Annotated in this window: 12 protein-coding genes and 21 pseudogenes; 25 read left to right on the forward strand and 8 right to left on the reverse strand. The window is 72.4% G+C overall.

The genetic code is table 11. From position 1 onward, the window contains the following. Nucleotides 1-12 precede the first annotated feature (12 nt). The 4 genes and pseudogenes from FF86_RS54615 to FF86_RS22040 all read left to right on the forward strand — a co-directional run. On the forward strand, nucleotides 13-1,228 hold a 1,216-nt coding region (locus FF86_RS54615; RefSeq protein ID WP_242419266.1), incomplete at its 3' end, for a CTP synthase. A 1-nt stretch (nucleotide 1,229) separates the two neighbouring features. After that, nucleotides 1,230-1,469, forward strand: a pseudogene (locus tag FF86_RS54620) (CTP synthase); the annotation flags it as partial. Nucleotide 1,470: 1 nt separating this feature from the next. Beyond that, nucleotides 1,471-1,995, forward strand: a pseudogene (locus tag FF86_RS54625) (CTP synthase); the annotation flags it as partial. After that, nucleotides 1,992-2,615, forward strand: a complete 624-nt coding sequence (locus tag FF86_RS22040) for an NUDIX domain-containing protein (RefSeq protein WP_044887520.1) — start codon at nucleotides 1,992-1,994, stop codon at nucleotides 2,613-2,615. The pseudogene FF86_RS54625 and the gene FF86_RS22040, both read left to right, overlap by 4 nt. Before the next feature lie 184 nt (nucleotides 2,616-2,799). Here FF86_RS22040 and FF86_RS54630 read toward each other — a convergent pair. Beyond that, a partial coding sequence (locus tag FF86_RS54630; protein ID WP_242419267.1) for a PKD domain-containing protein occupies nucleotides 2,800-3,111 on the reverse strand: 312 nt, incomplete at its 5' end. 650 nt (nucleotides 3,112-3,761) lie between these two features. Next, nucleotides 3,762-4,451 carry a hypothetical protein gene (locus FF86_RS22050; protein WP_044887522.1) on the reverse strand — a complete coding sequence of 230 codons (690 nt, stop codon included), beginning with the start codon at nucleotides 4,449-4,451 and terminating at the stop codon, nucleotides 3,762-3,764. Between the two features lie 117 nt (nucleotides 4,452-4,568). On the opposite strand from FF86_RS22050, the gene FF86_RS54640 reads away from it, so the two are divergent. The 3 genes and pseudogenes from FF86_RS54640 to FF86_RS54650 all read left to right on the forward strand — a co-directional run. Continuing rightward, a partial coding sequence (locus FF86_RS54640; protein ID WP_396230005.1) for a site-specific integrase occupies nucleotides 4,569-4,838 on the forward strand: 270 nt, incomplete at its 3' end. Between the two features lies 1 nt (nucleotide 4,839). Next, nucleotides 4,840-5,277: pseudogene (locus FF86_RS54645) on the forward strand (tyrosine-type recombinase/integrase); the annotation flags it as partial. A gap of 1 nt (nucleotide 5,278) precedes the next feature. Beyond that, nucleotides 5,279-5,720, forward strand: a pseudogene (locus FF86_RS54650) (tyrosine-type recombinase/integrase); the annotation flags it as partial. 161 nt (nucleotides 5,721-5,881) lie between these two features. Here the strand turns inward: FF86_RS54650 and FF86_RS54655 are convergent. Further along, nucleotides 5,882-6,100: a hypothetical protein gene (locus FF86_RS54655; protein WP_009742848.1), complete on the reverse strand. Its 219-nt coding sequence runs from the start codon at nucleotides 6,098-6,100 to the stop codon at nucleotides 5,882-5,884. 453 nt (nucleotides 6,101-6,553) lie between these two features. Here FF86_RS54655 and npdG point away from each other — a divergent pair, with 453 nt between their 5' ends. The 3 genes and pseudogenes from npdG to FF86_RS22070 all read left to right on the forward strand — a co-directional run. Then, nucleotides 6,554-7,237, forward strand: a complete 684-nt coding sequence (npdG, locus tag FF86_RS22065) for an NADPH-dependent F420 reductase (RefSeq protein ID WP_044887523.1) — start codon at nucleotides 6,554-6,556, stop codon at nucleotides 7,235-7,237. 14 nt (nucleotides 7,238-7,251) lie between these two features. Next, on the forward strand, nucleotides 7,252-7,520 hold a 269-nt coding region (locus tag FF86_RS54660; RefSeq protein WP_242419269.1), incomplete at its 3' end, for a helical backbone metal receptor. A gap of 1 nt (nucleotide 7,521) precedes the next feature. After that, nucleotides 7,522-8,139, forward strand: a pseudogene (locus FF86_RS22070) (helical backbone metal receptor); the annotation flags it as partial. Between the two features lie 115 nt (nucleotides 8,140-8,254). Here FF86_RS22070 and panB read toward each other — a convergent pair. Continuing rightward, a partial coding sequence (gene panB, locus FF86_RS22075; protein WP_242419270.1) for a 3-methyl-2-oxobutanoate hydroxymethyltransferase occupies nucleotides 8,255-8,909 on the reverse strand: 655 nt, incomplete at its 5' end. A 1-nt stretch (nucleotide 8,910) separates the two neighbouring features. Beyond that, a pseudogene (locus tag FF86_RS54665) lies at nucleotides 8,911-9,166 on the reverse strand (3-methyl-2-oxobutanoate hydroxymethyltransferase); the annotation flags it as partial. Between the two features lie 300 nt (nucleotides 9,167-9,466). Here FF86_RS54665 and FF86_RS63730 point away from each other — a divergent pair. The 15 genes and pseudogenes from FF86_RS63730 to FF86_RS22105 form a co-directional block, all read left to right on the forward strand. Continuing rightward, nucleotides 9,467-10,597, forward strand: a complete 1,131-nt coding sequence (locus tag FF86_RS63730) for a TetR/AcrR family transcriptional regulator C-terminal ligand-binding domain-containing protein (protein ID WP_044887525.1) — start codon at nucleotides 9,467-9,469, stop codon at nucleotides 10,595-10,597. After that, a pseudogene (locus FF86_RS67630) lies at nucleotides 10,572-10,821 on the forward strand (hypothetical protein); the annotation flags it as partial. The gene FF86_RS63730 and the pseudogene FF86_RS67630, both read left to right, overlap by 26 nt. A 1-nt stretch (nucleotide 10,822) precedes the next feature. Beyond that, nucleotides 10,823-11,648 (forward strand): annotated as a pseudogene (gene thrS, locus FF86_RS54675) (threonine--tRNA ligase); the annotation flags it as partial. 1 nt (nucleotide 11,649) lies between these two features. Next, nucleotides 11,650-11,765 (forward strand): annotated as a pseudogene (locus FF86_RS54680) (hypothetical protein); the annotation flags it as partial. 1 nt (nucleotide 11,766) lies between these two features. Then, nucleotides 11,767-12,722, forward strand: a pseudogene (gene thrS, locus FF86_RS54685) (threonine--tRNA ligase); the annotation flags it as partial. Between the two features lie 145 nt (nucleotides 12,723-12,867). Further along, the gene (locus tag FF86_RS22090) at nucleotides 12,868-13,269 is read left to right on the forward strand and encodes a HEPN domain-containing protein (RefSeq protein ID WP_110431508.1); all 402 of its coding nucleotides are present in this window, start codon (nucleotides 12,868-12,870) and stop codon (nucleotides 13,267-13,269) included. A gap of 68 nt (nucleotides 13,270-13,337) precedes the next feature. Continuing rightward, nucleotides 13,338-13,772: pseudogene (locus FF86_RS36270) on the forward strand (ParA family protein); the annotation flags it as partial. A 1-nt stretch (nucleotide 13,773) separates the two neighbouring features. After that, nucleotides 13,774-13,916, forward strand: a pseudogene (locus tag FF86_RS67635) (hypothetical protein); the annotation flags it as partial. A gap of 1 nt (nucleotide 13,917) precedes the next feature. After that, nucleotides 13,918-13,974, forward strand: a pseudogene (locus FF86_RS67640) (hypothetical protein); the annotation flags it as partial. A 1-nt stretch (nucleotide 13,975) separates the two neighbouring features. Further along, nucleotides 13,976-14,642, forward strand: a pseudogene (locus FF86_RS67645) (ParA family protein); the annotation flags it as partial. A gap of 1,584 nt (nucleotides 14,643-16,226) precedes the next feature. Continuing rightward, nucleotides 16,227-16,805: glutamine synthetase beta-grasp domain-containing protein (locus FF86_RS54690; RefSeq protein WP_242419271.1), on the forward strand; the 579-nt coding region annotated here is incomplete at its 3' end. A 1-nt stretch (nucleotide 16,806) separates the two neighbouring features. Further along, nucleotides 16,807-16,931, forward strand: a pseudogene (locus FF86_RS54695) (hypothetical protein); the annotation flags it as partial. A gap of 1 nt (nucleotide 16,932) precedes the next feature. Next, nucleotides 16,933-17,585 (forward strand): annotated as a pseudogene (locus FF86_RS54700) (glutamine synthetase family protein); the annotation flags it as partial. Nucleotides 17,586-17,595: 10 nt separating this feature from the next. Further along, nucleotides 17,596-18,450 (forward strand): annotated as a pseudogene (locus FF86_RS54705) (bifunctional glutamine-synthetase adenylyltransferase/deadenyltransferase); the annotation flags it as partial. Nucleotide 18,451: 1 nt separating this feature from the next. Then, nucleotides 18,452-20,760 (forward strand): annotated as a pseudogene (locus tag FF86_RS22105) (bifunctional [glutamine synthetase] adenylyltransferase/[glutamine synthetase]-adenylyl-L-tyrosine phosphorylase); the annotation flags it as partial. A gap of 335 nt (nucleotides 20,761-21,095) precedes the next feature. Here the strand turns inward: FF86_RS22105 and FF86_RS54710 are convergent. From FF86_RS54710 to FF86_RS54720, 3 pseudogenes are all read right to left on the reverse strand, one after another. After that, nucleotides 21,096-21,427 (reverse strand): annotated as a pseudogene (locus FF86_RS54710) (glutamine synthetase); the annotation flags it as partial. A 1-nt stretch (nucleotide 21,428) separates the two neighbouring features. Further along, a pseudogene (locus FF86_RS54715) lies at nucleotides 21,429-22,030 on the reverse strand (glutamine synthetase); the annotation flags it as partial. 1 nt (nucleotide 22,031) lies between these two features. Continuing rightward, a pseudogene (locus FF86_RS54720) lies at nucleotides 22,032-22,157 on the reverse strand (glutamine synthetase); the annotation flags it as partial. Nucleotides 22,158-22,276 lie beyond the last annotated feature (119 nt).

The following is a 22,276-nucleotide window of genomic DNA, read 5'->3' on the forward strand; positions in this document are numbered from 1 at the left end:
CGGGAGTTTCACGTGGGCCAGGTGCATGTTACGAAGCACATCTTCGTCACCGGCGGGGTCGCGTCCAGTCTCGGCAAGGGACTGACCGCATCCAGCCTCGGGCGGCTTCTCAAGGCTCGCGGACTGCGGGTCACGATGCAGAAGCTCGACCCCTATCTCAACGTCGATCCCGGCACGATGAACCCGTTCCAGCACGGCGAGGTGTTCGTCACCGACGACGGCGCCGAGACCGACCTGGACATCGGGCACTACGAGCGGTTCCTCGACGTGAACCTCGACGGCAGCGCGAACGTCACGACCGGCCAGGTGTACTCGGCGGTCATCGCCCGCGAGCGCCGCGGCGACTACCTCGGCCAGACGGTGCAGGTCGTCCCGCACATCACCGACGAGATCAAGGATCGGATCCGGCGGCTCGCCGGCGACAGCGTCGACGTGGTCATCACGGAGGTCGGCGGTACCGTCGGCGACATCGAGTCGCTGCCCTACCTCGAGGCGATCCGCCAGGTGCGCCACGAGGTCGGCCGGGACAACGCGCTGACGGTCCACGTCAGCCTGGTGCCGTATCTGGGTCCGTCGGGGGAGCTGAAGACCAAGCCGACGCAGCACTCGGTGGCGGCGCTGCGCAGCATCGGCCTGCAGCCGGACGCGGTGGTCTGCCGCTCCGACCGGCCGCTGCCCGACGCCCTGAAGAAGAAGATCGCGATGATGTGCGACGTCGACGACGAGGCGGTCGTCGGGGCGCCGGACGCGAGCTCGATCTACGACATCCCGCGGGTGCTGCACCGGGAGGGCCTCGACGCCTACGTGGTGCGCCGGCTGGGGCTGTCGTTCCGCGACGTCGACTGGACCGAGTGGGACACCCTGCTGCGCCGGGTGCATCATCCGACGAACTCGGCGACGATCGCGATCGTCGGCAAGTACGTCGACCTGCCGGATGCCTACCTGTCGGTGACCGAGGCGTTGCGGGCGGGCGCGTTCGCCACCGACACCCGGGTCGACCTGCGGTGGATCACCTCGGACGAGTGCTCCTCTCCGGAGGAGACGGCCGCGCTGCTCGACGGGGTCGACGGGATCATCGTGCCCGGCGGCTTCGGGATCCGGGGCATCGAGGGCAAGCTCACCGCGCTGCGGCACGCCCGCGAGAACGGCCTGCCGACCCTGGGGATCTGCCTGGGCCTGCAGTGCATGGTCATCGAGGCGGCCCGCGGGCTCGCGGGCCTCGAGGGAGNGAACTCCACCGAGTTCGTGCCCGACACCCCGCATCCCGTGATCTCCACGATGGCCGACCAGCACGAGGTCGTCGCCGGCACGAGGGACATGGGCGGCACGATGCGCCTCGGCCTGTACTCGTGCACGCTCGCCCCCGGCACGGTCGCCCGCCGCGAGTACGCGGTGCCGGAGGTCGCCGAGCGTCACCGTCATCGGTACGAGGTCAACAACGACTACCGCGAGCGGCTCGCCGCCGCCGGNCTGGTCTTCTCCGGCACCTCGCCGGACGGCCGGCTGGTCGAGGTCGTGGAGCTGCCCGCCGACGTGCACCCCTACTACGTCGGCACCCAGGCGCATCCGGAGTTCCGGTCCCGGCCGACGCGGGCCCATCCGCTGTTCCGGGGGCTCGTCGCCGCGGCGATCGCGCACGCCGATCGTCGCCGCGGGGTGCTGCCCGTCGACCTGCCGGCCACCGACGCCGCCGCCACGCCCGCCTCGGTGTCCGGGGCCCGCACGGACGCCTCGGCGGTCGGCACCGGGGCCGGGACTGCCACGGCCGGAACCGTGTCCGGCGCTGGGGCCGACACCGGGGCCCGGGCGGGGGCCGCCCTCGCCGAGGGGGCCGAGGACGACGCCGCGGCGCCGGCCGTCGCCGGCGCGGGGCACGCCGGGGGAGCGGGCGGCCCGGGGGGCACATCCGGCCGGGGTGGCGGCGGCCGCCGCGGCGCCGGCAACGCCCGTCCGGGGGCCAGCTCGAACGGCACGGCCGCCCTGGTGTCGCCGTGACCGCCGACGCGCACCGCTACGAGGTCACCGAGAGCACGCTCGCCTACTCCGGGCGGATCATCTCCGTCCGCCGCGACCAGGTGCGCATGCCCGAGGGCGACGTCTCCCAGCGCGATGTCGTCGTCCACCCCGGTGCGGTGGGCGTGGTTGCACTCGACGACGGCGGCCGGGTCGTGATGGTGCACCAGTACCGCCATCCCGTCGGCGGCCCGTTGTGGGAGCTGCCCGCCGGCATCCTCGACGTGCCCGGGGAGCCGGCGTCCGTCGCCGCCGCCCGGGAGCTCGCCGAGGAGGCCGGGCTGCGCGCCGACCGGTACGACCTGCTCGTCGACGTCTGGTCCTCGCCGGGGATGACCGACGAGGCATACCGGGTCTTCCTGGCTCGGGACCTGCACGAGATTCCGGCGGCCGAGCGGTACGTGCCGGTGCACGAGGAGGCCGAGATGGGTCTGGCGCGCATCGACCTCGACGAGGCCGTCGCGCGGGTCCTGCGCGGCGAGATCACCAACGCGATGGCGGTCGTCGGCCTGCTGGCGACGGCGCGGGCGCGGGCGGCGAACTTCGCCGGCCTGCGCCCCATCGACTCCCCCTGGCCGGCCCGACCAGCCCACCGCGGCTAGCGCCGGGCGGGGGAGCGGCGCCATCTGTCTCTTCCACAGGGATAAATCCGGACGCTGAACCCTGTGGAAGAGACATGGAGGCGCTCTCCCAGGCATCCGCTGCCGCACCCGCGCCCGACCCGTGCGTGGGCTCGCCGGTGCTCATGGACGGTCACGAGGGCCCCTAGGGTTCCGTCCAGGCTGGTCAGTCGTTGTGGACCAGGACGCCGGCGGCCTCGTTGACGACGAGGCCCTGCGCGGCGGCGAGGGTCACCGGGTTCAGTGGGAAGGCCTCCGCGACGCCGGGCAGGGTGAACGTTCCGTCCCAGGTCACGGTGAGGGTCACCTGGTACTGCCCCGGCCGGGCGTACTCGTGCGACACGTATGCCTCGGGATGGTCACGCGGGGAAATCGCCGAATCGTAGGGCCGCCCGGGCGCGTCGGGGCCGGTCTCGCCGTCGCCGAACTCCCAGCGGTAGTGGGGGATCGCGCTGATCGTGGCGACGACGGGCTGGTCNACGTTGAACGTGTACGACTCCGGCACGGGCGTGTAGAGGATCGTCGCCAGGTTCGCGAAGCTGCGCCCGGACGGCGCGATGACGATCGACGGTTTCGGTAGGAGCTTGTCCCGCAGGTAGTCGGCGAGCGCCGCCTGCACGGCCGCGAGCGGCACCGCGTTGTCGGGCAGCAGGTAGTTGTTGCACCCGGCCATCGTCTGGTCGAACTGGGCGCGTTCGGCGGGTGTCATCGCCGGGTCCGGGCCGACGAGCTCGTACAGCTCACAGACCGCGGCGGGGTCATCCGGGCAGGCCTGCCCGCAGGATGCCCGCCTCGGGACGCCCCCGTCGGCGCCGTCGGGGATCCGCTCGAGCACCCCGTCGTGGTAACGGTACTGGTAGCCGTTGGCGGTGGCCCGGGTGTCGCAGCTTCCCCAGAGCACGCCGACGCAGGGTACCCGGGTCTCGTCGCCAGGAGCCGCTTCGGCGCGGCCGGCGGTGGACAGGCCCGGCAGCCCCGGGCCGGGCAGCAGACCGCCGACACCCGCGAGCAGCCCGACCATGACGGCGACCACCGCCATCCGGACGAGCCACCGCCGGCCCGACAGCGGACGCGGGTTGGCGAGCGTTCGCCGACCGCAACGGGAGTCCGAGGACGCAGGCGGGGCCGTCATGCCGGCCCCGGGGCGTAGCGCAGGGTCTGGATGCGCCAGCCGTGCTGGGTGAGGGCAAGTTCGGCGGTGGCGGCCCGGGTGGGCACGCCGGGGGCGTCGGCGACGTGGCGTCCGGCGAGGTCCAGCAGCCCGACGGCGCTGGTGTGCAGGGTGAAGGTCACTGCGGCGACGAGCCCGGCCCGGGGCCGGGCGGACAGGTCGGTCAGGCGGTAGGCGGCGGCGTCGGCGTGCAGGCCGCGCTGCTGGAGCGATCGAGTCACCCCGACGTCCAGGGCGCACGGCTGGCAGCCGGCCAGCGCGGTCGGCGTGGTCACGGCGAGCCGGCCGCCCCGGGCGGCGTCGTTGATCTCGCGGAAGTAGGCCTCGACCGTGCGGGCGGCCGCGGCGGGCGCGTCGTCGGAGCCCCCAGCCGGGCCGGCCGCCGTTGCGGAGGAGCCGCCAGCGGAAGGGTTACCGACGGACGAGCCACCGACAGACGAGCCACCGACGGGCGGGTTGCCGACGGGCGGGTTGCCGGCGGACGCCGCGTCCGGGCGGGCGGGGACGGCCGCGCCAGCGGGCTCGTGGCCGTCGCCGCCACAACCCGCGAGCAGGCCCGCTCCCGACAGGAGGGCAAGTGTCGTGACGGCGGTGATGACGACCCCCAGCCGTGCGGCGTAGCGTGACGATTCGGCGTCCGTCCGCACAAGTCGCCAGAATAGCCGCAGGAGCCCGGCATGTGGATAGGCGCCAACGGAGAACGATGCGCAGGTCCTACTATCAGTTTGATGATGGGAGCCACCGGCGGCGACCGGACATTCCGGATGCGCCCTCCCGCTGCGGCGGGCGGGCCGGTCGAGGCGGTGCGGCTGGGAACGCCGCCCGGCGGCAGCGGGCCCGCCCGCGCCCTCGATCATCCCGTGCCCTCGCAGCGGGGCACGCCCGGGAACATCATCGCGCGTTATCTCCATCATCTGGAGGGCGAACGGGGACTCGCCCAGAACTCCGTCCTTGCCTACCGTCGCGATCTGCGCCGCTACCTGAGCCATCTGTCGGCGCATGGCCTGTGCTCGTTGGACGCGGTCGGTGAGGCANAGGTTGCCGGCTTCGCCGCGGCATTGCGTGCGGGGGACGACACCCATCCGCCGCTCGCCGCGGCATCGGTGGCGCGGATGCTCGTCGCGGTGCGCTCACTGCACCGCTTCGCCGCCGAGGAGGGGGACGTCAGCGAGGACGTGTCCCGTCCGGTGCGACCGCCGACGCCGCCCCGCAAGCTGCCCAAGGCGCTCTCCGTGGACCAGGTGACCGCGGTGCTCGCCGCGGCCGCGGGCACCGCGCAGGCGGGGGTGGCGGGGGTGGCGGACCGGGCCGAGGATCCCGCGCCGGCGGCGGTGGAACCCGCCGAAGCGGTCCGCCGGCTGCGCGCCACGGCGCTGCTGGAGCTGCTCTACGGGACCGGTGCGCGGATCTCCGAGGCGGTCGGGCTGGACGTCGACGATCTCGACCTGGAGGCTGCCGCGGTGCGGCTGCACGNCAAGGGCGGCCGGGACCGGATCGTTCCCCTGGGCCGGTGCGCCGTGACCACGCTCGCGGACTACCTGCGCCTGGGCCGGCCGAGCCTCGCGGGGCCCCGGTCGGGGGCGGCGGTCTTTCTCTCCCGGCGCGGCAACCGGCTGTCCCGGCAGAGCGCGTGGACGGTGCTGCGGACCGCGGCTGCCCAGGCCGGGGTCGACGGCGTCTCACCGCATGTGCTGCGGCATTCCTTCGCCACCCACCTGCTCGACGGGGGAGCAGACGTCCGGGTTGTCCAGGAGCTGCTGGGCCACGCATCGGTCAGCACCACCCAGATCTACACCCTGGTGACGGTGGATCGGCTGCGAGAGGTGTATGCGACGTCACATCCCCGGGCGCTGGGCACGGGTCCGCCCGCCGCCGGCGGCGGTGGCTGGATTCCCGGGCCCCCGGCCGGTGGATGAGGAACCCCACCGGCGCCGCTGCGGCCGCGCCGGTCGTGCCCCGATCGGCCGGCACGGTACTCGGCCGGCACGCTACTCGGGCGGCACAGCACTCGGGCGGCACGGCATCGCGCGGGCGGCCCTGCCGCCGGTAGCGACCGAGCGTGCCCGGAACCGGCCGTTCAGGACGGGGTGTAGGGCCCCAGGCTCGGCATGCCGTTCGACGGCGCCGACGTCGGCACCCCGCCGACTCCGCCGACCGCCTGCGTGCTGCGCTCGGCGAGAGTCTCGCCCACCTTGCGTGCGATCGCTTCCATCAGGCGCAGCGCCTGCGGCAGCGACAGGTTCAGCACCACTTCGCTGTCGTTCGTCATCGCGAAGCGAACCGATACGTCCGCCATTGCTCGACCTCTCTCGCCTGATTCGGAAGATCTGCTCGATGCGTGTGGAACGNAACGGTACGGCCCATCTGGGACCAATGCACGCCCGGGGTTGCCGTGGATGCCACCGGTCTCGCTCGGCGTATGCGCTCGATCACCTATTGTGGTGGTCCAGGTGTTGTAGCTGTCAGTCACGTGCGCTGCTCCTCTGCCGGTAGCGACGTGTNTGGGCCCCGTCGGGTGTGGCCGAAGTCCCGGCCGGTTGGGGGCGGGTGAAGCAAACACGTAGCTGTCCCGTTGTTCATGCATAGTCCCTCATTGCCCCCAGCTGTCCGCGGGGGGGTGGGCTCGTGGCTGGACGTCGCGCCGGAGGGTGAACGTCCCGGTTCCCACCGTTCGGCAAAGGTCCGGGAACGGATTCACGGCCGGTCATGGATTCGCGCGGCGAACGGCCCGGTCGGGCAGGATGACAGGGTGACTTCGACTGACCGCGTCCTCCCGGACGTCCCCGCACTGACGATCGGCATCCTCGGCGGCTCGGGGCCGCAGGGCGGCGGCCTGGGCCTGCGCTTCGCCGCAGCCGGCCACCTTGTCCTGATCGGCTCCCGGTCGACCGAGCGCGGCCAGGAGGCGGCGGCCAAGCTCGCCGGCCCCGGGCGTCGCATCGAGGGCGCCGACAACGCCACCGTCGCGCAGCGTGCCGACGTCGTGATCGTCGCCGTCCCGTGGGACGGTCACCGGGAGACGCTCGAGGCGCTGCGGGAGCCGCTCGCCGGGAAGATCGTCATCGACTGCGTCAATCCGATGGGCTTCGACTCCGGCGGCGCCTTCGCGCTGGCGGTGCCCGAGGGCAGCGCCGCCCAGCAGGCCGCCGCCGTCCTGCCGGACAGCACCGTCGTGGGCGCCTTCCACCATGTCTCCGCCGTGCTGCTGGCCGACGAGTCGGTCGCGAAGATCGACACCGACATCCTCGTGCTCGGGGACGACCGGGCCGCCACCGACCTGGTCGCCGCGCTCGCCGAGCGCATCCCCGGGATGCGCGGCATCTACGCCGGCAAGCTGCGCAACGCCGGCCAGGTCGAGGCGCTGACCGCGAACCTGATCTCGGTCAACCGCCGCTACAAGTCGCACGCCGGCCTGCGCATCACCGACGTCTGACCACCGCGCGGGCGATGCAGACAGGGCCCCACCCGGGCGCACCTCACCGCGACGACCTGAGCCGCGACGACCTCGGCCACCCGGTGCGGATTTCCGCACCGGTGGGCCGGGTGGTCTCGCTCGTGCCCAGCCTGACCGAGTCGATCGCCCTTTCCGCGCCGGGACTGCTGGTGGGGGCGACCGACTGGTGCAGTCATCCGCCGGGGCTCGCGGTGGCCCGGGTGCGCGGAACGAAGAATCCGGACGTCGACGCGGTCGTTGCGCTCGCCCCGGACCTGGTCTGNGCCAACGCCGAGGAGAACCGCGAGTCCGACCTCGCCGCTCTGCGCGCCGCCGGGCTCGCGGTGTGGGTGACGGCGCCGAATACCGTCGAGGCGGCCCTGGACAGCCTCGATCGGATGCTGCGGCTGGCCTGCGGACTACCGCGCCCCGCCTGGCTCGACGCCGCCCGGGCGGCCTGGGCCGACACCGCCGCCGACGCAGCCAGCACTGCCACCAACGCGGCCGCCACCAACGCGGCCGTCACCAACGCGGCCGTCACCAACGCGGCCGTCGGCGATGCCGTGCGCCCCGGCGCGCGCCGCCGCGCCCTGGTGCCGATCTGGCGCCGCCCGTGGATGGCGGTCGGGCGCGACACCTTCGCCGGCGACGTGCTGCGCCGCCTCGGGGTGGACAACGTGCTGGCGGACTCCCCGCAGCGCTACCCGCGGTTTGATCCGGCCCACCTCCCGCCGCACGACCTCGTCGTGCTGCCCGACGAGCCGTACGCCTTCAGCCCCACCGACGGGCCCGAGGCGTTCGCCGCCCCCGCGGTCTGCGTCCCCGGCCGCCTGCTGACCTGGTACGGACCGTCGCTGGCGGCGGCGCGCCACGAACTCGCGGCGGCGCTGGCCCGCGCCTGACCGCCCGACCCCGGCGCGCCGGAGTCTCGGGCCGGGGCGGAGCCGGTGGACGGGCGGTCGGTGGCCGGATCGCGGCGTCCGCGACCGGCCACCGACCGTCGGCATCAGCGGGCGATCAGTAGCTGTGTTCGACCGTCGGGTACTGGCCGCCGCGCACCTCGTCGCGGTAGGTGCGCACGGCGTCGCCGAGCACGGTGCGCAGGTCGGCGTATCGCTTCACGAAGCGGGGGACATGGCCGCCGCTCAGCCCGGCCATGTCCTGCCAGACCAGTACCTGCGCGTCGCAGTCGGCGCCGGCGCCGATCCCGACCGTGGCGATGCGCAGTTCCTTGGTGGCGCGCGCGGCGAGATCCGCGGGCACGACCTCCAACACGACCGCGAACGCGCCGGCGGCCTCGATCGCCAGCGCGTCGGCGAGCAGGACCTCGCCCGCCTCGTCTCGGCCCTGCACCCGGTAGCCGCCCAGGGCGTGGATGCTCTGCGGGGTCAGGCCGAGATGACCGATCACCGGGATGCCCGCACCGACGAGCGCGGCGACCGCCGGAGCGACCCGCGCGCCGCCCTCGAGCTTCACCGCCTGGGCGCCGCCCTCCTTGAGGAACCTGGTGGCGGTCGCGAGCGCCTGTTCCGGGCCGGCCTGGTACGACCCGAACGGCAGGTCGGCGACGACCATCGCGTGCGGCGCGCCGCGCACCACGGCGCGCACGAGCGGGATCAGCTCGTCGACCGTGACCGGCACGGTCGTGTCGTAGCCGTAGACCACGTTGGCGNCCGAGTCCCCGACCAGGAGGACGGGGATCTCGGCCTCGTCGAAGACGGTGGCGGTGGTGAAGTCGTACGCGGTGAGCATCGACCATTTCTCGCCCCGGCTCTTCGCCGCCGCCACGTCGCGGACCGTGAACCGCGACCGGCGCGGCGGCCGGGTTTCGGCCGGCGCGCCGTAGAGCGTCGCCGCCGTGCCCGGAGAGTCCGCGGGCCGCGGGTGGTCGTCGGATGTCTGATTGCGGACAGTGCCTGACGAATCCATGAGCACTCCTGATGCGTCCGTCCGGGCGCTGGGCGTCCCGGCGTGCTGTCCATGCTGCCACGGTCGGGCCCACCCGCCGAGTGGGCGAAACCGGTGCGCACCGCACACCTGGGCGGAATGGAATCGCCCGCCACGCCGCTGCCATGGCAAACGGATGCGTCTGGGCCGCCGGGCACGTATGCTGATCTTGAAATGCGGCGGGAACAGACGGCGCGACCAGGTAGCGGGTGGCCTATCCATGCGGATGCATCGGCACGGTGGTGACGGGATGGATGGCAGAGCAGACGGAGGACGCGCCGGATGACGACCGCGGATGCGCGCCCCCCGCGTCCCCGGCGTCCGGCCGATCGTGTGCCCTCCGGAGTGAAGCCCGCGCGCTCTCCCGGCCGGCCCCGGGATCCCCGCTGCGATGAGGCGATCCTCGACGCCGCCCTGCACGAGCTGGCCACCGTCGGGTTCGCCGGCCTGTCGATGGAGGCGGTGGCGACCGGCGCCGGCGTCGGCAAGGCCACCGTCTACCGGCGGTGGCCGACGAAGGACGCCCTGATCGTCGACGCTCTGGACACGCTGGCCGACAGCGTGGACGCCGTCGAGACCGGCTCGCTGCGCGATGACCTCGTGGCCTGGCTCAACGCCCTGCGCCGGCACAACATCCAGTCCTTGTCCGGGCGCATCCTGCCCAGGCTCGCCGCGGAGCGGTCCACCCATCCGGAGCTGTTCGCCACCTACTCGCAGAAGGTGATCGAGCCGTCCCGGCAACGCGCGGCCGATCTCCTGCGCCGGGGCATCGACTCGGGGGAGCTGGCCGCCGATGTCGATGTCGACCTGGTCGTCGACATGCTCATCGGTCCGGTCGCCTACCGCCAGTACATGAGTGGCAATCGTGAGGTGAGCGGCACTCGCATCGGCACGATCGTCGACACCGTGCTCGGTGGCATCCTGCGCCGCGACCCCGGGCTGCCGGGAACCGATGCCGGCCCGGAGGCCGCCCCCGGCGCCGACGACCCGGACGGCGGCCCGCGGGGCCCGGCCCGCCCTGACGGGCCGGATTCGGCGGGACCTGCGGGTTCGGCTGGCCCCGCGGTCCCGGTCGGCGCCGCGGGGACCGCGGGTTCCACGGGCTCGGGCACGCCCGCCCATCCGGGCGCGGGCGGCGGGTCGGACTCCGGCGTCTACCCGGTCGGCGGTCCGTACCCGGTGGGCGGTCCGTACCCGGTGGGCGGTCCGTACAGCGTCGGCGGGCCCTACGGCGCCGGCGGTCCGTACAGCGCCGGTGGGCCCAATGGCGTCGGCGGTTCGCGTGGCCACGGCGGGGTGTACCCGACCCGGGCCGTGCGTGGCGTGGCCGGCCGGCATGGCTCCGGCGGGACGCACCGGCTGACCGGGCCGGTCGTCACCAACGGGCGTGGCGGGGCGGACTCGTCACCCTGAGTACAAACGCCTTGGGGGCCCTGCGCGGGCGCGAGTAGCATCGCGATCGGGCCAGGAAGGCCCGCCGTGGGGCCGCCCGCAGGGCCGGCGACACGTCGTCGGCGCGGTGATCCCCGCGCGTGTGTTCTATCGCAACAGGAGACTTTCGGTGTCCGACGTCCGCGTTACCGTCCAGCACGCCCAGCGTAGCGATCCGCGGGTGGTGCCGACCGGGACGACGGCCGNCGACCTGTTCGCCGACGACCGCGACGTCATCGCCGCCCTGGTGGACGGCCAGCAGCGTGATCTCGCGCATGTCCTCGACGACGGCGCCGTCGTCGAGCCCATCGCGATCGACTCGCCGGCCGGCCGGGCCATCGTGCGGCACTCCGCCGCGCACGTCGTCGCCCAGGCCGTCCAGGGACTGTTCCCGAAGGCCCGGCTCGGCATCGGCCCGCCCATCGACAACGGCTTCTACTACGACTTCGACGTCGAGACGCCGTTCACCGCGGATGACCTGAAGGCCATCGAGAAGAAGGCCCAGGCCATCATCAAGGCGGGCCAGCGGTTCTCGCGGCGGGTGGTCACCGAGGAGCAGGCCCGCGCCGAGCTCGCCGCCGAGCCGTACAAGATCGAGCTGATCGGGCTGAAGTCGAGCGCGGGCGACGACGCCGAGGCCAGCGTCGAGGTCGGCGCCGGCGAACTGACGATCTACGACAACCTCGACGCGAAGACCGGCGAGCTGTGCTGGAAGGACCTCTGCCGGGGACCGCACGTGCCGAGCACCCGGTCGATCCCGGCGTTTGCGCTCCTGCGCTCGGCGGCGGCCTACTGGCGGGGCAGCGAGAAGAACCCGCAGCTCCAGCGCATCTACGGGACCGCCTGGGAGTCCCGCGACGCCCTCAAGGCTTACCAGTCCAGGCTCGCCGAGGCCGAGAAGCGCGACCACCGTCGCCTCGGCGCCGAGCTGGACCTGTTCTCCTTCCCGGCCGAGATCGGGCCGGGCCTGGCCGTGTTCCACCCCAAGGGCGGCGCGATCCGCACCGCCATGGAGGACTATGCGCGGCGCCGGNACATCGAGGGTGGCTACTCGTTCGTCAACACCCCGCACATCACCAAGTCGGACCTGTACGAGATCTCCGGTCACCTGGACTGGTTCGCCGACGGCATGTACCCGCCCATGGAGCTCNACGGCGGCACCGACTACTACCTCAAGCCGATGAACTGCCCGATGCACATCCTGATCTACCGGTCGCGGGGCCGGTCGTATCGGGAGCTGCCGCTGCGGCTGTTCGAGTTCGGCACGGTCTACCGGTACGAGAAGTCCGGTGTCGTGCACGGCCTGACCCGGGTGCGCGGGCTCACCCAGGACGACGCCCACCTGTTCTGCGCCCGCGAGCAGCTCCCCGCGGAGCTCGACAGCGTGCTGAACTTCGTCCTGGGGTTGCTGCGGGACTACGGGCTCAGCGACTTCTACCTGGAGCTGTCGACCAAGCCGGAGGGCAAGGCCGTCGGCACCGACGCCGAATGGGAGGAGGCCACCGAGCTGCTGCGGGCCGCGGCGCAGAAGCAGGACCTGGAGCTCGTCATGGACCCGGGCGGCGGCGCGTTCTACGGCCCGAAGATCTCCGTGCAGGCCCGCGACGCCATCGGCCGGACCTGGCAGCTGTCCACCATCCAGGTCGACTTCCAGCTACCGCAGCGCTTCGACCTGGAGTACCAGGCCGCGGACGGCACCCGCCAGCGCCCCTTCATGATCCACCGAGCGCTGTTCGGGACCATCGAGCGGTTCCTCGCCATCCTGCTCGAGCACTACGCCGGGGCGCTGCCGCCGTGGCTGGCTCCGGTCCAGGTGATCGGCATCCCGATCACCGACGAGCACGTGCCCTACCTCGACGCCGTCGCCGCGAAGCTGGCCGCCCACGGCCTCCGGGTGGAGGTCGACTCCGCCGACGACCGGATGCAGAAGAAGATCCGTACGGCGCAGAAGCAGAAGGTCCCCTTCATGCTGCTCGCCGGGGACGAGGACGTCGCCAAGGGCGCGGTGTCGTTCCGGTTCCGCGACGGCTCCCAGCGCAACGGCGTGCCCGTCGACGAGGCCGTCGCCGAGATCCTCGACGCCGTCACCCGCCGCCTCCAGGTCTGACCGCCGCCCCTTCACGTCCTACCCGGGTACCGACGTGGAGGGACAGCCCGTGTCCAGATGAGCTCGCCTTCCGGAATCGCATTCAGTGCGCGAATCCGCCCCGATACCGACTGGTTACACTCGCGCGAAGATGTTGCCGTGAGGGGTGGGGGAGGCGGGGGCACTGGATCCGGCATGGCGTAGGCGGGCCGACCATTGGGCGGCTGTCGCCCGTGAACGTGGCACCGACGCCGACGTGCTGCACGCGCAGTCGCGTCAGCTCGCGGCGCTGTACTTCATGGGATATGTCGTCGAGGCTTACGCCAAGGCGCTTGCCTCGGCCCGCGGCAAGTCGGCGAAAAAGATACATGAACTTATGCCGCTGCTTGAGGACTGCGGCATCCATCGGACCGATCTTCCGGGAGATCTACGTACCTACGCCGACGAGCGTACGGTCACCATGCGGTACGACCCCACGCTTTCTCCCGACATCGATTACGCCACCGAGCTGGCGCGGGCCCGGCGGCTCGCCGCCTACCTCGGGCTTCGGCTCCGACGGTTAGGATGATCTCGTCGCGCTCCTGGCGCGCGAAGGCGTAGCCAGCACGATCACCGACAAGGGCGGGAGGCGTGGACATGCCGAACAGCGCCCAGGAGGCGGCGGATCGGATCCGCGTGGCCGTCCTGAGTCGGCTGCGCGCACGCGACCACCTGGCGCAGGTGCAGGTGGCGCCGGACCCGTTCCGTGGCTATCGGATCCGGGTGGTCACCCGACTTTTCTACGATCAGATTCCGGCCGAGCGACGTTCACTTGCGCTCGGCTCAGTTCTGCCGGATTCTGAAATCGCAGCCATCGGTCTTCTCACGCCCGATGAGGCAGCCGCGTCAGCGGCCGAGGGAACGGCGGACATCCTGCGGCACGAGGCGTTGGAGCTGCCGTTGTGGCCGGATTCGCTTGCGCGCGGCCAACAGGAGCCGATCGAGGTCCGGCTGCCCTCCCGCTCGGACGACTTTCTTTCCGAGCCGCTGGTCGCGACGTTCTACTCCCTACGCGGTGGTGTCGGAAGGTCGNCGTCGCTCGCCTATACCGCCCTGTTGCTCTCTCGCGAGCACCGGGTCCTCTGCCTCGACATGGACCTGGAGGCCCCCGGTCTCGCGGCGCTCTTCGACGTCGAGCGCGACGTGGAGCCTGGACGGGGCATCGTTCCCTTGTTGNTGGAGTCCGACATCGCCGGGCAGGTCCCGGACGTGACGCCCCATCTGCTGCGTGTGCNCCCCGACCGTGAGCTCTACCTGCTTCCCGCCGGTCACCCGGACGCCAACTATGCCCGCCAGCTCGCCCAGCTCGACCCGGCGGCGTGGTACCGGGAGGAGAACAACCCGCTGCGGGATCTGATCGCTGCGGTAGGCCGGCTGCGGATCGCCCCGCAGATCGTCCTCATCGACGCGCGGACCGGAATCAGCCCGCTGTCGGCACCGCTGCTGTTCGACGTTGCCGACATCGCCGTCGTGACCTTCTTTCCGCATCCGCAGGCGCGGGTGGGGACGCGGGCGTTGACGCGGGCGCTGCTGGCCGCGAGGTCCGAACGTTCCTATACGCCCGAACCACGGTTTGTCGTCAGTCCGGTGCCCGGCGCGGGAGCGCCGGAGATCCGGAGGCGTTACGAGGACCGGGCCGCCGACTGGATCGGCGAGTGGCTCGCGCCCGCGGTCGTCGAGGGCGGCCAGGCCGCCTTCGGAGAGGTCGAGGAGCTCATCCACGTCGTCGGCTACAGCGAGGATGTGGCTGGAACCGACAGCGTGGTCACCGAGACCGGGATCGGCGCTTACGCGCCGATCAGTGAATGGATCAAGGGTTTCGTCCCGGGATCGGCAGCCGAAGAACTCGGTGCCCCGGTGGTGTCGGTCGCGCTCGTGTCGACCTCGAAATCCGCCGCCCTGNCCGAGCTGCGGTTCTCGGCCGGCGCTGCCGAGGACCAGTCGGACGTCGAATTCCAGGAGACGTTTCTCCAGACCGAGACGGTCGGGCGGGCCACCCGGGCAGACATCCCGCTTATCCTGGGGCGCAAGGGCACCGGCAAGACGGCGCTGTTCCGCCGGCTCGCCACCGCGGGCGGGAGCGTCGTGGTGACCAGCCCCCCCGACCTGCCCATGCGCCGTCCATGGATGCCATCCAGCGATACGTACAAGGCGGTGGGTACGGCACTCTCGGACGGTGGCAATGACTGGCGGGTGGCCTGGACGTTGGTGATCGGTGTGGCGATCCTGCTCCGCGGGGGAGACCGCCATACTGTGCCCGCCGCCTTCGGTGAGCTGGCCTGCAAGGCGAAGGACGAGTCGGAGTACACCGCGCTCGATCTGGTCGAGGACGTGCGCACGATGCTCGCGGCCCGTGACGTCGGCCTTGTCTCCTGGCAGTGGCTTCGGGAGCTGGACGCGACGATGCCGCGTGACACCCTCCTGCTGTTCGACGGTCTGGATGCGGGCTTCGGGCGCACCCCGGAGGATCTGGAAAGACGCCGCGACGGCGTCGGTGGCCTGCTGTCGCTGGTATCCGAGCGGGGGGACGAGCTGGTGAACCTCCGGCTGAAGATCCTGCTCCGAGACGACATCTGGCGCGCCGTCCAGCTCCCGAACAAGTCCCACTTCTTCGGCCGCGACGCACGGCTGTCCTGGGCGAACCAGACCGACTATCTCAAGGTGATCGTCAAACAGGCGCTGCGGGTTCGGGAAGTTGCCGAACTGGTCGGGCAGAGAATGTCTGATATCGGCTCGGCTGCGCTTTCGCCGGCCGTGGTCGATTCATGGCCGCAGTCCCGGGTGATCGATGCCTGGCGCGTGCTGGTGGGGGAGCGGATCTCCGGAGACAAGACCGCCTTCACCTACAACTGGGTATGGCGTCGACTGGCGGACGGCAACGGGGATCATTCGCCCCGATCGCTGGTCCGGCTGTTCGATCGCGCTCTGGGGCGNGAGCGCGGATGGTACCCGGCATCGCCGTACGANCGAAGCCTGATCCGGCCCAGGGCGCTGGTGGAATCGCTGGACGACATCAGCGACCAGGAGATGGTCTCGCTGGAGGAGGAGTTCGCCGAACTCGTCCCGCTGTTCGACGCGCTGCGGGAGATCGGGCGCACGCCGTTCCCGGCCGGCGAGCTCGCGGTGGACTCGGATGTGGTCAGCCTGGGGTTGGAGGTCGGCCTGTTGCACATCGACTCCGGCACGCGGGACGAGGCCGAGCGTTATCGCGTCCCGGAGCTCTACCGGAAGGCGCTGGGAATGGGGCGCAAGGGTCAGGCCTGAGTTCCGTCTCTGCCTCGCTCCGCCGGCAGCATGATCCGCGGTGCGGCTGTGGGTTGCGGGGTAGACCGTGCTGTAGGTGCTGGGGGCAGGATGTGACGCGCTGTTGGCGGGCCGGTTGCCGGCACGCAACATCACGGCGGCGGAGCGATGTCCTCGCTATGGTCGGGTCAGGCTGACCGGGCGGCCCGTATGGTCGAGTCCCCACCTCAGCGCGGAGGCACCATGGACAAGCAGCAGGAGTTCGTTCTACGGACTCTGGAGGAGCGGGACATCCGCTTCGTTCGGCTCTGGTTCACCGACGTGCTCGGCTACCTGAAGTCGGTGGAGATCGCGCCCGCCGAGCTCGAGGGCGCGCTCGCCGAGGGCATCGGTTTCGACGGCTCCGCGATCGAGGGTTTTGCGCGGGTGCACGAGGCCGACATGCTGGCCCGGCCGGACCCCTCCACGTTCCAGGTGCTTCCGTGGCGCGGTGAGCATCCGCTCACCGCTCGGATGTTCTGTGACCTGATCATGCCGGACGGGGCGCCGGCCGCCACGGACTCGCGGTGGGTACTGCGCCGCGCCCTGGCCCGGGCGGCGGATGCGGGTTTCACCTTCTACACGCATCCCGAAATCGAGTTCTTCCTGCTCAAGGAGCCGCCGAAGCGCGGTGGCCCGATGCCGGCGCCGGTCGACGAGTCGGGGTATTTCGACCTCACGCCGAACGACATCAGCCATGACTTCCGCCAGCAGGCGATCAGCATGCTGGAGCGGCTGGGTATCTCGGTGGAGTTCAGCCATCACGAGGTTGCGCCCGGGCAGNAGGAGATCGACCTGCGTTACGCCGACGCCCTCACCATCGCGGACAACATCATGACCTTCCGGCAGGTGGTGAAGGAGGTGGCACTGCGGCAGGGAATCTATGCCACCTTCATGCCGAAGCCGTTCNGCGATCAGGCCGGTTCGGGCATGCACACTCACCTGAGCCTTTTCGAGGGTGACCGCAACGCGTTCCACGACCCGACCGACGAATACCAGCTTTCGAAGGTCGCGAAGGCGTTCATCGCCGGCCTGCTCACGCACGCCGCGGAGATCACCGCGGTGACGAACCAGTGGGTGAACTCCTACAAGCGGCTCATCGGCGACCAGCGCCTCGGTGAGGTGCTGGAGGCGCCCGCTTACGTGTGCTGGGGCCACAACAACCGGTCGGCCCTGGTGCGGGTGCCGCTGTACAAGCTGCACAAGTCGCAGGCCACCCGGGTGGAGTTCCGGCTGCCGGACAGCGCCTGCAACCCTTACCTCACCTTCGCCCTGGTGCTGGCCGCCGGGCTGCGGGGTGTTCAGGGCGGTTACGATCTGCCCGCGCCGGCGGCCGACGACGTGTGGACGCTTACCGACGTCCAGCGTCAGGAGCGGGGAATCACCGCCCTGCCGGGCTCGCTGGCCGAGGCGATCACGGTGATGGAGCGCTCCTCGCTGGTGCGCGAGACCCTCGGCGACGAGCTGTTCGAGTTCTTCCTGCGGAACAAGCGGGCCGAGTGGCAGGACTACCGCCGGCAGGTGACGCCGTTCGAGATCGACCGCTACCTGCCCGTGTTGTGAGCGTTCCGGCATGCGTGTCGAATGGCCGGGGATCTCGACCGGGTCCGGCGCGCCGCCCGCGGCGGACCATCCGCGCGGCAGCTCGGTAGCCGCCCAGCTCGCGCGCCTCGGCTTCAGCGACGTCGACCAGGTGGCGGCGACCATGGAGCGGCTCGGCCTGCTCGGCGGTTCGGCGGCGCCGACCGGTGGGGATGGGCCGACCGGTGGGGATGGGCCGACCCGTGGGGATGGGCGGCCCGGCTCCGGCGGGGAGGTCCGGCTCGCGGCGAACGTCGTGGTCGGCGCGCTGGCCGCGGCGGCCGACCCCGACCTGGCGCTCGCCGCGCTGGACCGGCTCATCGACGCGCTCGGCCCGGCCGACGGGCAGGCACTCGTCGCGGACCTGGCCGGGCACGCCGGGCTGCGGGACCGGCTGTGCGCCGTGCTCGGCGCGAGCCGCGCACTCGGCGATCACCTGGCCCGCCATCCCGTGGACTGGCGGGTGTTGCGGCCCGACGAGCTGGTCGGCGCCCCGCCCGAGGCCGGCCGGGTCCGGGCGGCACTGCTGCGCGCGGTCGGCGCGGACCCCGCCGATCCGGCGCCCTGCGCCGCCGACGACCGGCCGGCGACCCTCGACGCGCTGCGCGTCGCCTACCGCCGGGCGCTGCTCGTCGTCGCTGCGCGGGACCTCACCGGCGCGGTGGCGCTGGACGACGCCACCGCGGAGCTCGCCGACCTGGCCGGCTCGGCACTCGACGCGGCGCTGGCGATCGCCCGCGCCGGCCTCGACCCGAACCTGCCCGCGGTCCGGCTCGCCGTCATCGGCATGGGCAAGTGCGGGGGCCGGGAGCTGAACTACGTCAGTGACGTCGATGTCCTGTTCGTCNCCGAGCCGGTGGCGGGCGGCGAGGCGGCCGATGCGGAGACGGCGCTGCGGGCCGCGACGCGGATGGCCGAGGGGCTGGTACGGGCGGCGGGGCTGGCGACCTCCGCGGGCGCGTTGTTCCAGGTCGACGTCGGCCTGCGCCCGGAGGGCCGCGACGGCGTCCTGGTGCGCACCCTCGACAGCCACCGCACCTACTACCGTCGCTGGGCCCGGACCTGGGAGTTCCAGGCCCTGCTCAAGGCCCGCCCGATCGCCGGCGACCTGGTGCTCGGCGCGGAGTTCTGTGCCATGGTCGCGCCGCTGGTCTGGACCGCCGCCTCTCGGCCGGACTTCGTCGCCGACGTGCGGGCGATGCGCCGGCGGGTCGAATCGTCGCTGTCGCGCGCGGAGGCGGAGCGCAACCTCAAGCTCGGCCCGGGCGGGCTGCGCGACGTCGAGTTCGCCGTCCAGCTCCTGCAGCTTGTTCACGGCCGGGTGGACGCGAAGCTGCGGGAGCGCTCGACGCTCGCCGCCCTCGACGGCCTCGCCCGCGGTGGGTACGTGGGCCGGCGCGACGCCGCCGACCTCGCCGAGGCGTACCGCTTCCTGCGCAACGCCGAGCACCGGCTCCAGCTTCAGCGCCTGCGCCGGGTGCACAGCCTGCCGCGAGATCCGGGCGAGCTGCGCTGGCTTGCCCGGTCGATGGGGATGCGTACCGCCCAGGACTTCGCCGACGCCCACGCCCGGATCGTGCGCACCGTGCGGTCACTGCACCAGAAGCTGTTCTACGCCCCGCTGCTGGAGGCGGTCGCCCGGCTGTCGACCGAGGAGGTCCGGCTGTCCCACGCCGAGGCGCAGCAGTGGCTCGCCGCGCTGGGATTCGCCGCCCCGGACCGCTCCCTGCGCCACATCGAGGCGTTGATCAGCGGGGTGAGCCGGACGGCCGCGATCCAGCGGCATCTGCTACCGACGTTGCTGCCGACCCTCGCCGACGCGCCCGATCCCGACGCGGGCCTGCTGGCCTACCGCCGGGTCAGCGAGGCGCTCGGCCGCGCCCCCTGGTACCTGCGGCTGCTGCGCGACTCCGCCGGCGCCGCCGACCGGCTCGCCCGGGTCCTCGCCTCCAGCCGGTATGTCGCGGATCTGATGACGCGGGCGCCCGAATCGGTCCGGCTGCTGCGCACGGAGGCCGACCTCGTCCCCGTGCCGCGCGAGACGCTCAGCCGAACGATGCTCGCGATCGCACACCGCAACCCCGACTGGGAGGACGCCGTCGGCCGGGCCCGGGCGGTGCGCCGGGAAGAGCTGGTCCGGGTCGCCTGCGCCGATCTGCTCGGCCTGCTCGACGTGGCCGCGGTCGGGCGGGCCCTGGCGGACGCCGCCGCCGCCACCGTCGCCGCGACGCTGCTCGTCGCGGAGCGCCGGATCGCCGGGGGAGATCCCACCTGCCTGCCGGCGCGGATCTCCGTCATCGCGATGGGCCGGCTCGGTGGGGCGGAGATGTCCTACGGCAGCGACGCCGACGTCCTGTTCGTGCACGAGGCCCGCCCGGGCCATTCGGCGCAGCAGGCGCACCGGGCCGCCGCCGAGGTGATCGGGGAGCTGCACCGGCTGCTCGCCGTGCCCGGCCCGGATCCGGCGCTTCGGCTGGACACGACGCTGCGCCCGGAGGGCCGCAGCGGCGCCCTGTCGCGCCCGCTCGACGCCTACGACGCCTACTACCGCCGCTGGTCGCAGGACTGGGAGTCGCAGGCGCTGCTGCGCGCGCGGCCGCTGGCGGGGGATCCCGAGCTCGCCTACCGGTTCTGCCGGCTCGCTGATACGGTGCGTTACCCGACGACGCTGCCGGCGGCGGCGATCGATGAGATCATCCGGCTTCGCGGTCGGATGCGGCGCGAGCGGATCCCCCGCGGGGTCGATCCCACCCGCCACCTGAAGTTCGGTCCCGGCGGGCTCACCGACGTGGAGTGGGCGGTGCAGCTTCTCCAGCTTCGCCACGGCCGGCAGGTCCCGTCGCTGCGCACCACCTCAACCCTCGACGGTCTGCGGGCCGCGGTGCTCGCCGGGCTGCTCGGCGAGGCGGAGGCAGGTGACCTGCAGGCGGCCTGGCTGTCGGCGTCGCGGCTGCGCAACGCGAGCACGCTCGCGGGCTGGCCGCGGCCGGACGTGCTCCCTGATCGCCCGCGGGCCCTGGAGGCGACGGCGCGGGCCGCGGGCTGGCCGGCGGACGGCGCCGACGACCTCCTCGCCGAGTACCGGCGGCTGGCGACGCGGGCCGAGGCGGTCGTCGCGGACGTCTTCGCGCGGGAGCGGACCGCCGAGTTCGGCTGAGCGCCGCGGACCGCCGTCCGCTCCGGCGCGCCGCCGGCTCCGGCCCGATCTCGGGGTCGTGAATCCGCCCCAGGACGCCGACAGGCCGGCCGTCCGAGGGAAGCCTCGGACGGCCGGCCTGTCGGCTGCCACCTCACGTCGCGGTGCGCACCGTTGCGGGAACCGGGGGATCGGGGCGCCGGCGCTCCCCCGCGCGAGCGCCCCGGCCAGGACGCGATGTCTGCCCAGCCGCGTCGACCTGCTGCAGGCGTGTCGACCTGCCTCCGCCGCGCCGGCGTGTTTCCGGCCCGGCGGACTGCTCGGCCGACCGGTCCGGGCAGACGTGTCGGTCAGGCTCAGACGCTCGCCTCGGCGGGCGCCGGAGTGGTCTGTGACGGCACGAACAGGGTCGGCTTGTCGCCGGCCAGGGCGCTGCAGCAGGTGTCGATCATGAGCGCGGTGACCAGGTACGGGTCCATGTTCGCGTTCGGACGACGGTCCTCCAGCCAGCCCTTCTTGGCCTTCTCGACGGCCCAGGGGATGCGGACCGAGGCGCCGCGGTCCGAGGCGCCCCAGGAGTACTTGTTCCAGGGGGCGGTCTCGTGCTTGCCGGTCAGCCGGTCCTCGATGCCCTTCCCGTAGTGGGTGACGTGCTCGGTGACGCGCGTGCCGAGCGCCTCGCAGCACGNGACGATGGCGTCCCAGCCCTCCATCGTCTGCTTGGTGGAGAAGTTGGTGTGCGCGCCGGCACCGTTCCAGTCACCGGGGATCGGCTTCGCGGCGAAGGACACCTCGACGCCGTAGTCCTCGGCGATCCGGTGGAGCAGCCAGCGGCCCAACCAGATCTGGTCGCCGATGGCGGGCGCGGGCAGGACGCCGATCTGGAACTCCCACTGGCCCATCATGACCTCGGCGTTGGTGCCCTCGATGGCGAGGCCGGCGTCGAGGCATGCCTGGGTGTGCCGCTCGACGATCTGGCGACCGGGCATCTTCGAGCCGCCGACGCCGCAGTAGTACGGACCCTGCGGCGCGGGGTAGCCGACCTCCGGCCAGCCGTACGGGCGGCCGTCCTTGAAGAAGGTGTACTCCTGCTCGATGCCGAACATGGGCGACATGTCGGCGTACCGCTCGGCGACACCGAGGGCGGCCGCCCGGGTGTTCGTCGGGTGGGGCGTGAAGTCGGTCAGCTGGACCTCGCACAGCACCAGGCGGTTGTCGCCTCCCCGGATCGGGTCGGGCGTCTCGAAGACGGGACGCAGCACGCAGTCCGAGTTCGATCCCGGCGCCTGGTNGGTGCTCGAGCCGTCGAAGCCCCAGATCTCCGGCTCCTTGCCGTCCTTGATGATGCGCGTCTTGCTACGCATCAAAGGCTCGGGCTCGGTGCCGTCGATCCAGATGTACTCGGCCTGATAACTCACTCAATACTCCCCGTGGTTGGTCCTGCACGAAACGGTGCGACTTCGTGATCGGCCTGGGGGAGGCCGACCCAGGCCGCGATGGACGGGAGGGTTCGGTCGGAGCCTCGTCGGGCCCCGTT

Source organism: Frankia sp. CpI1-P (genome assembly GCF_001421075.1).
Taxonomy (GTDB): domain Bacteria; phylum Actinomycetota; class Actinomycetes; order Frankiales; family Frankiaceae; genus Frankia; species Frankia torreyi.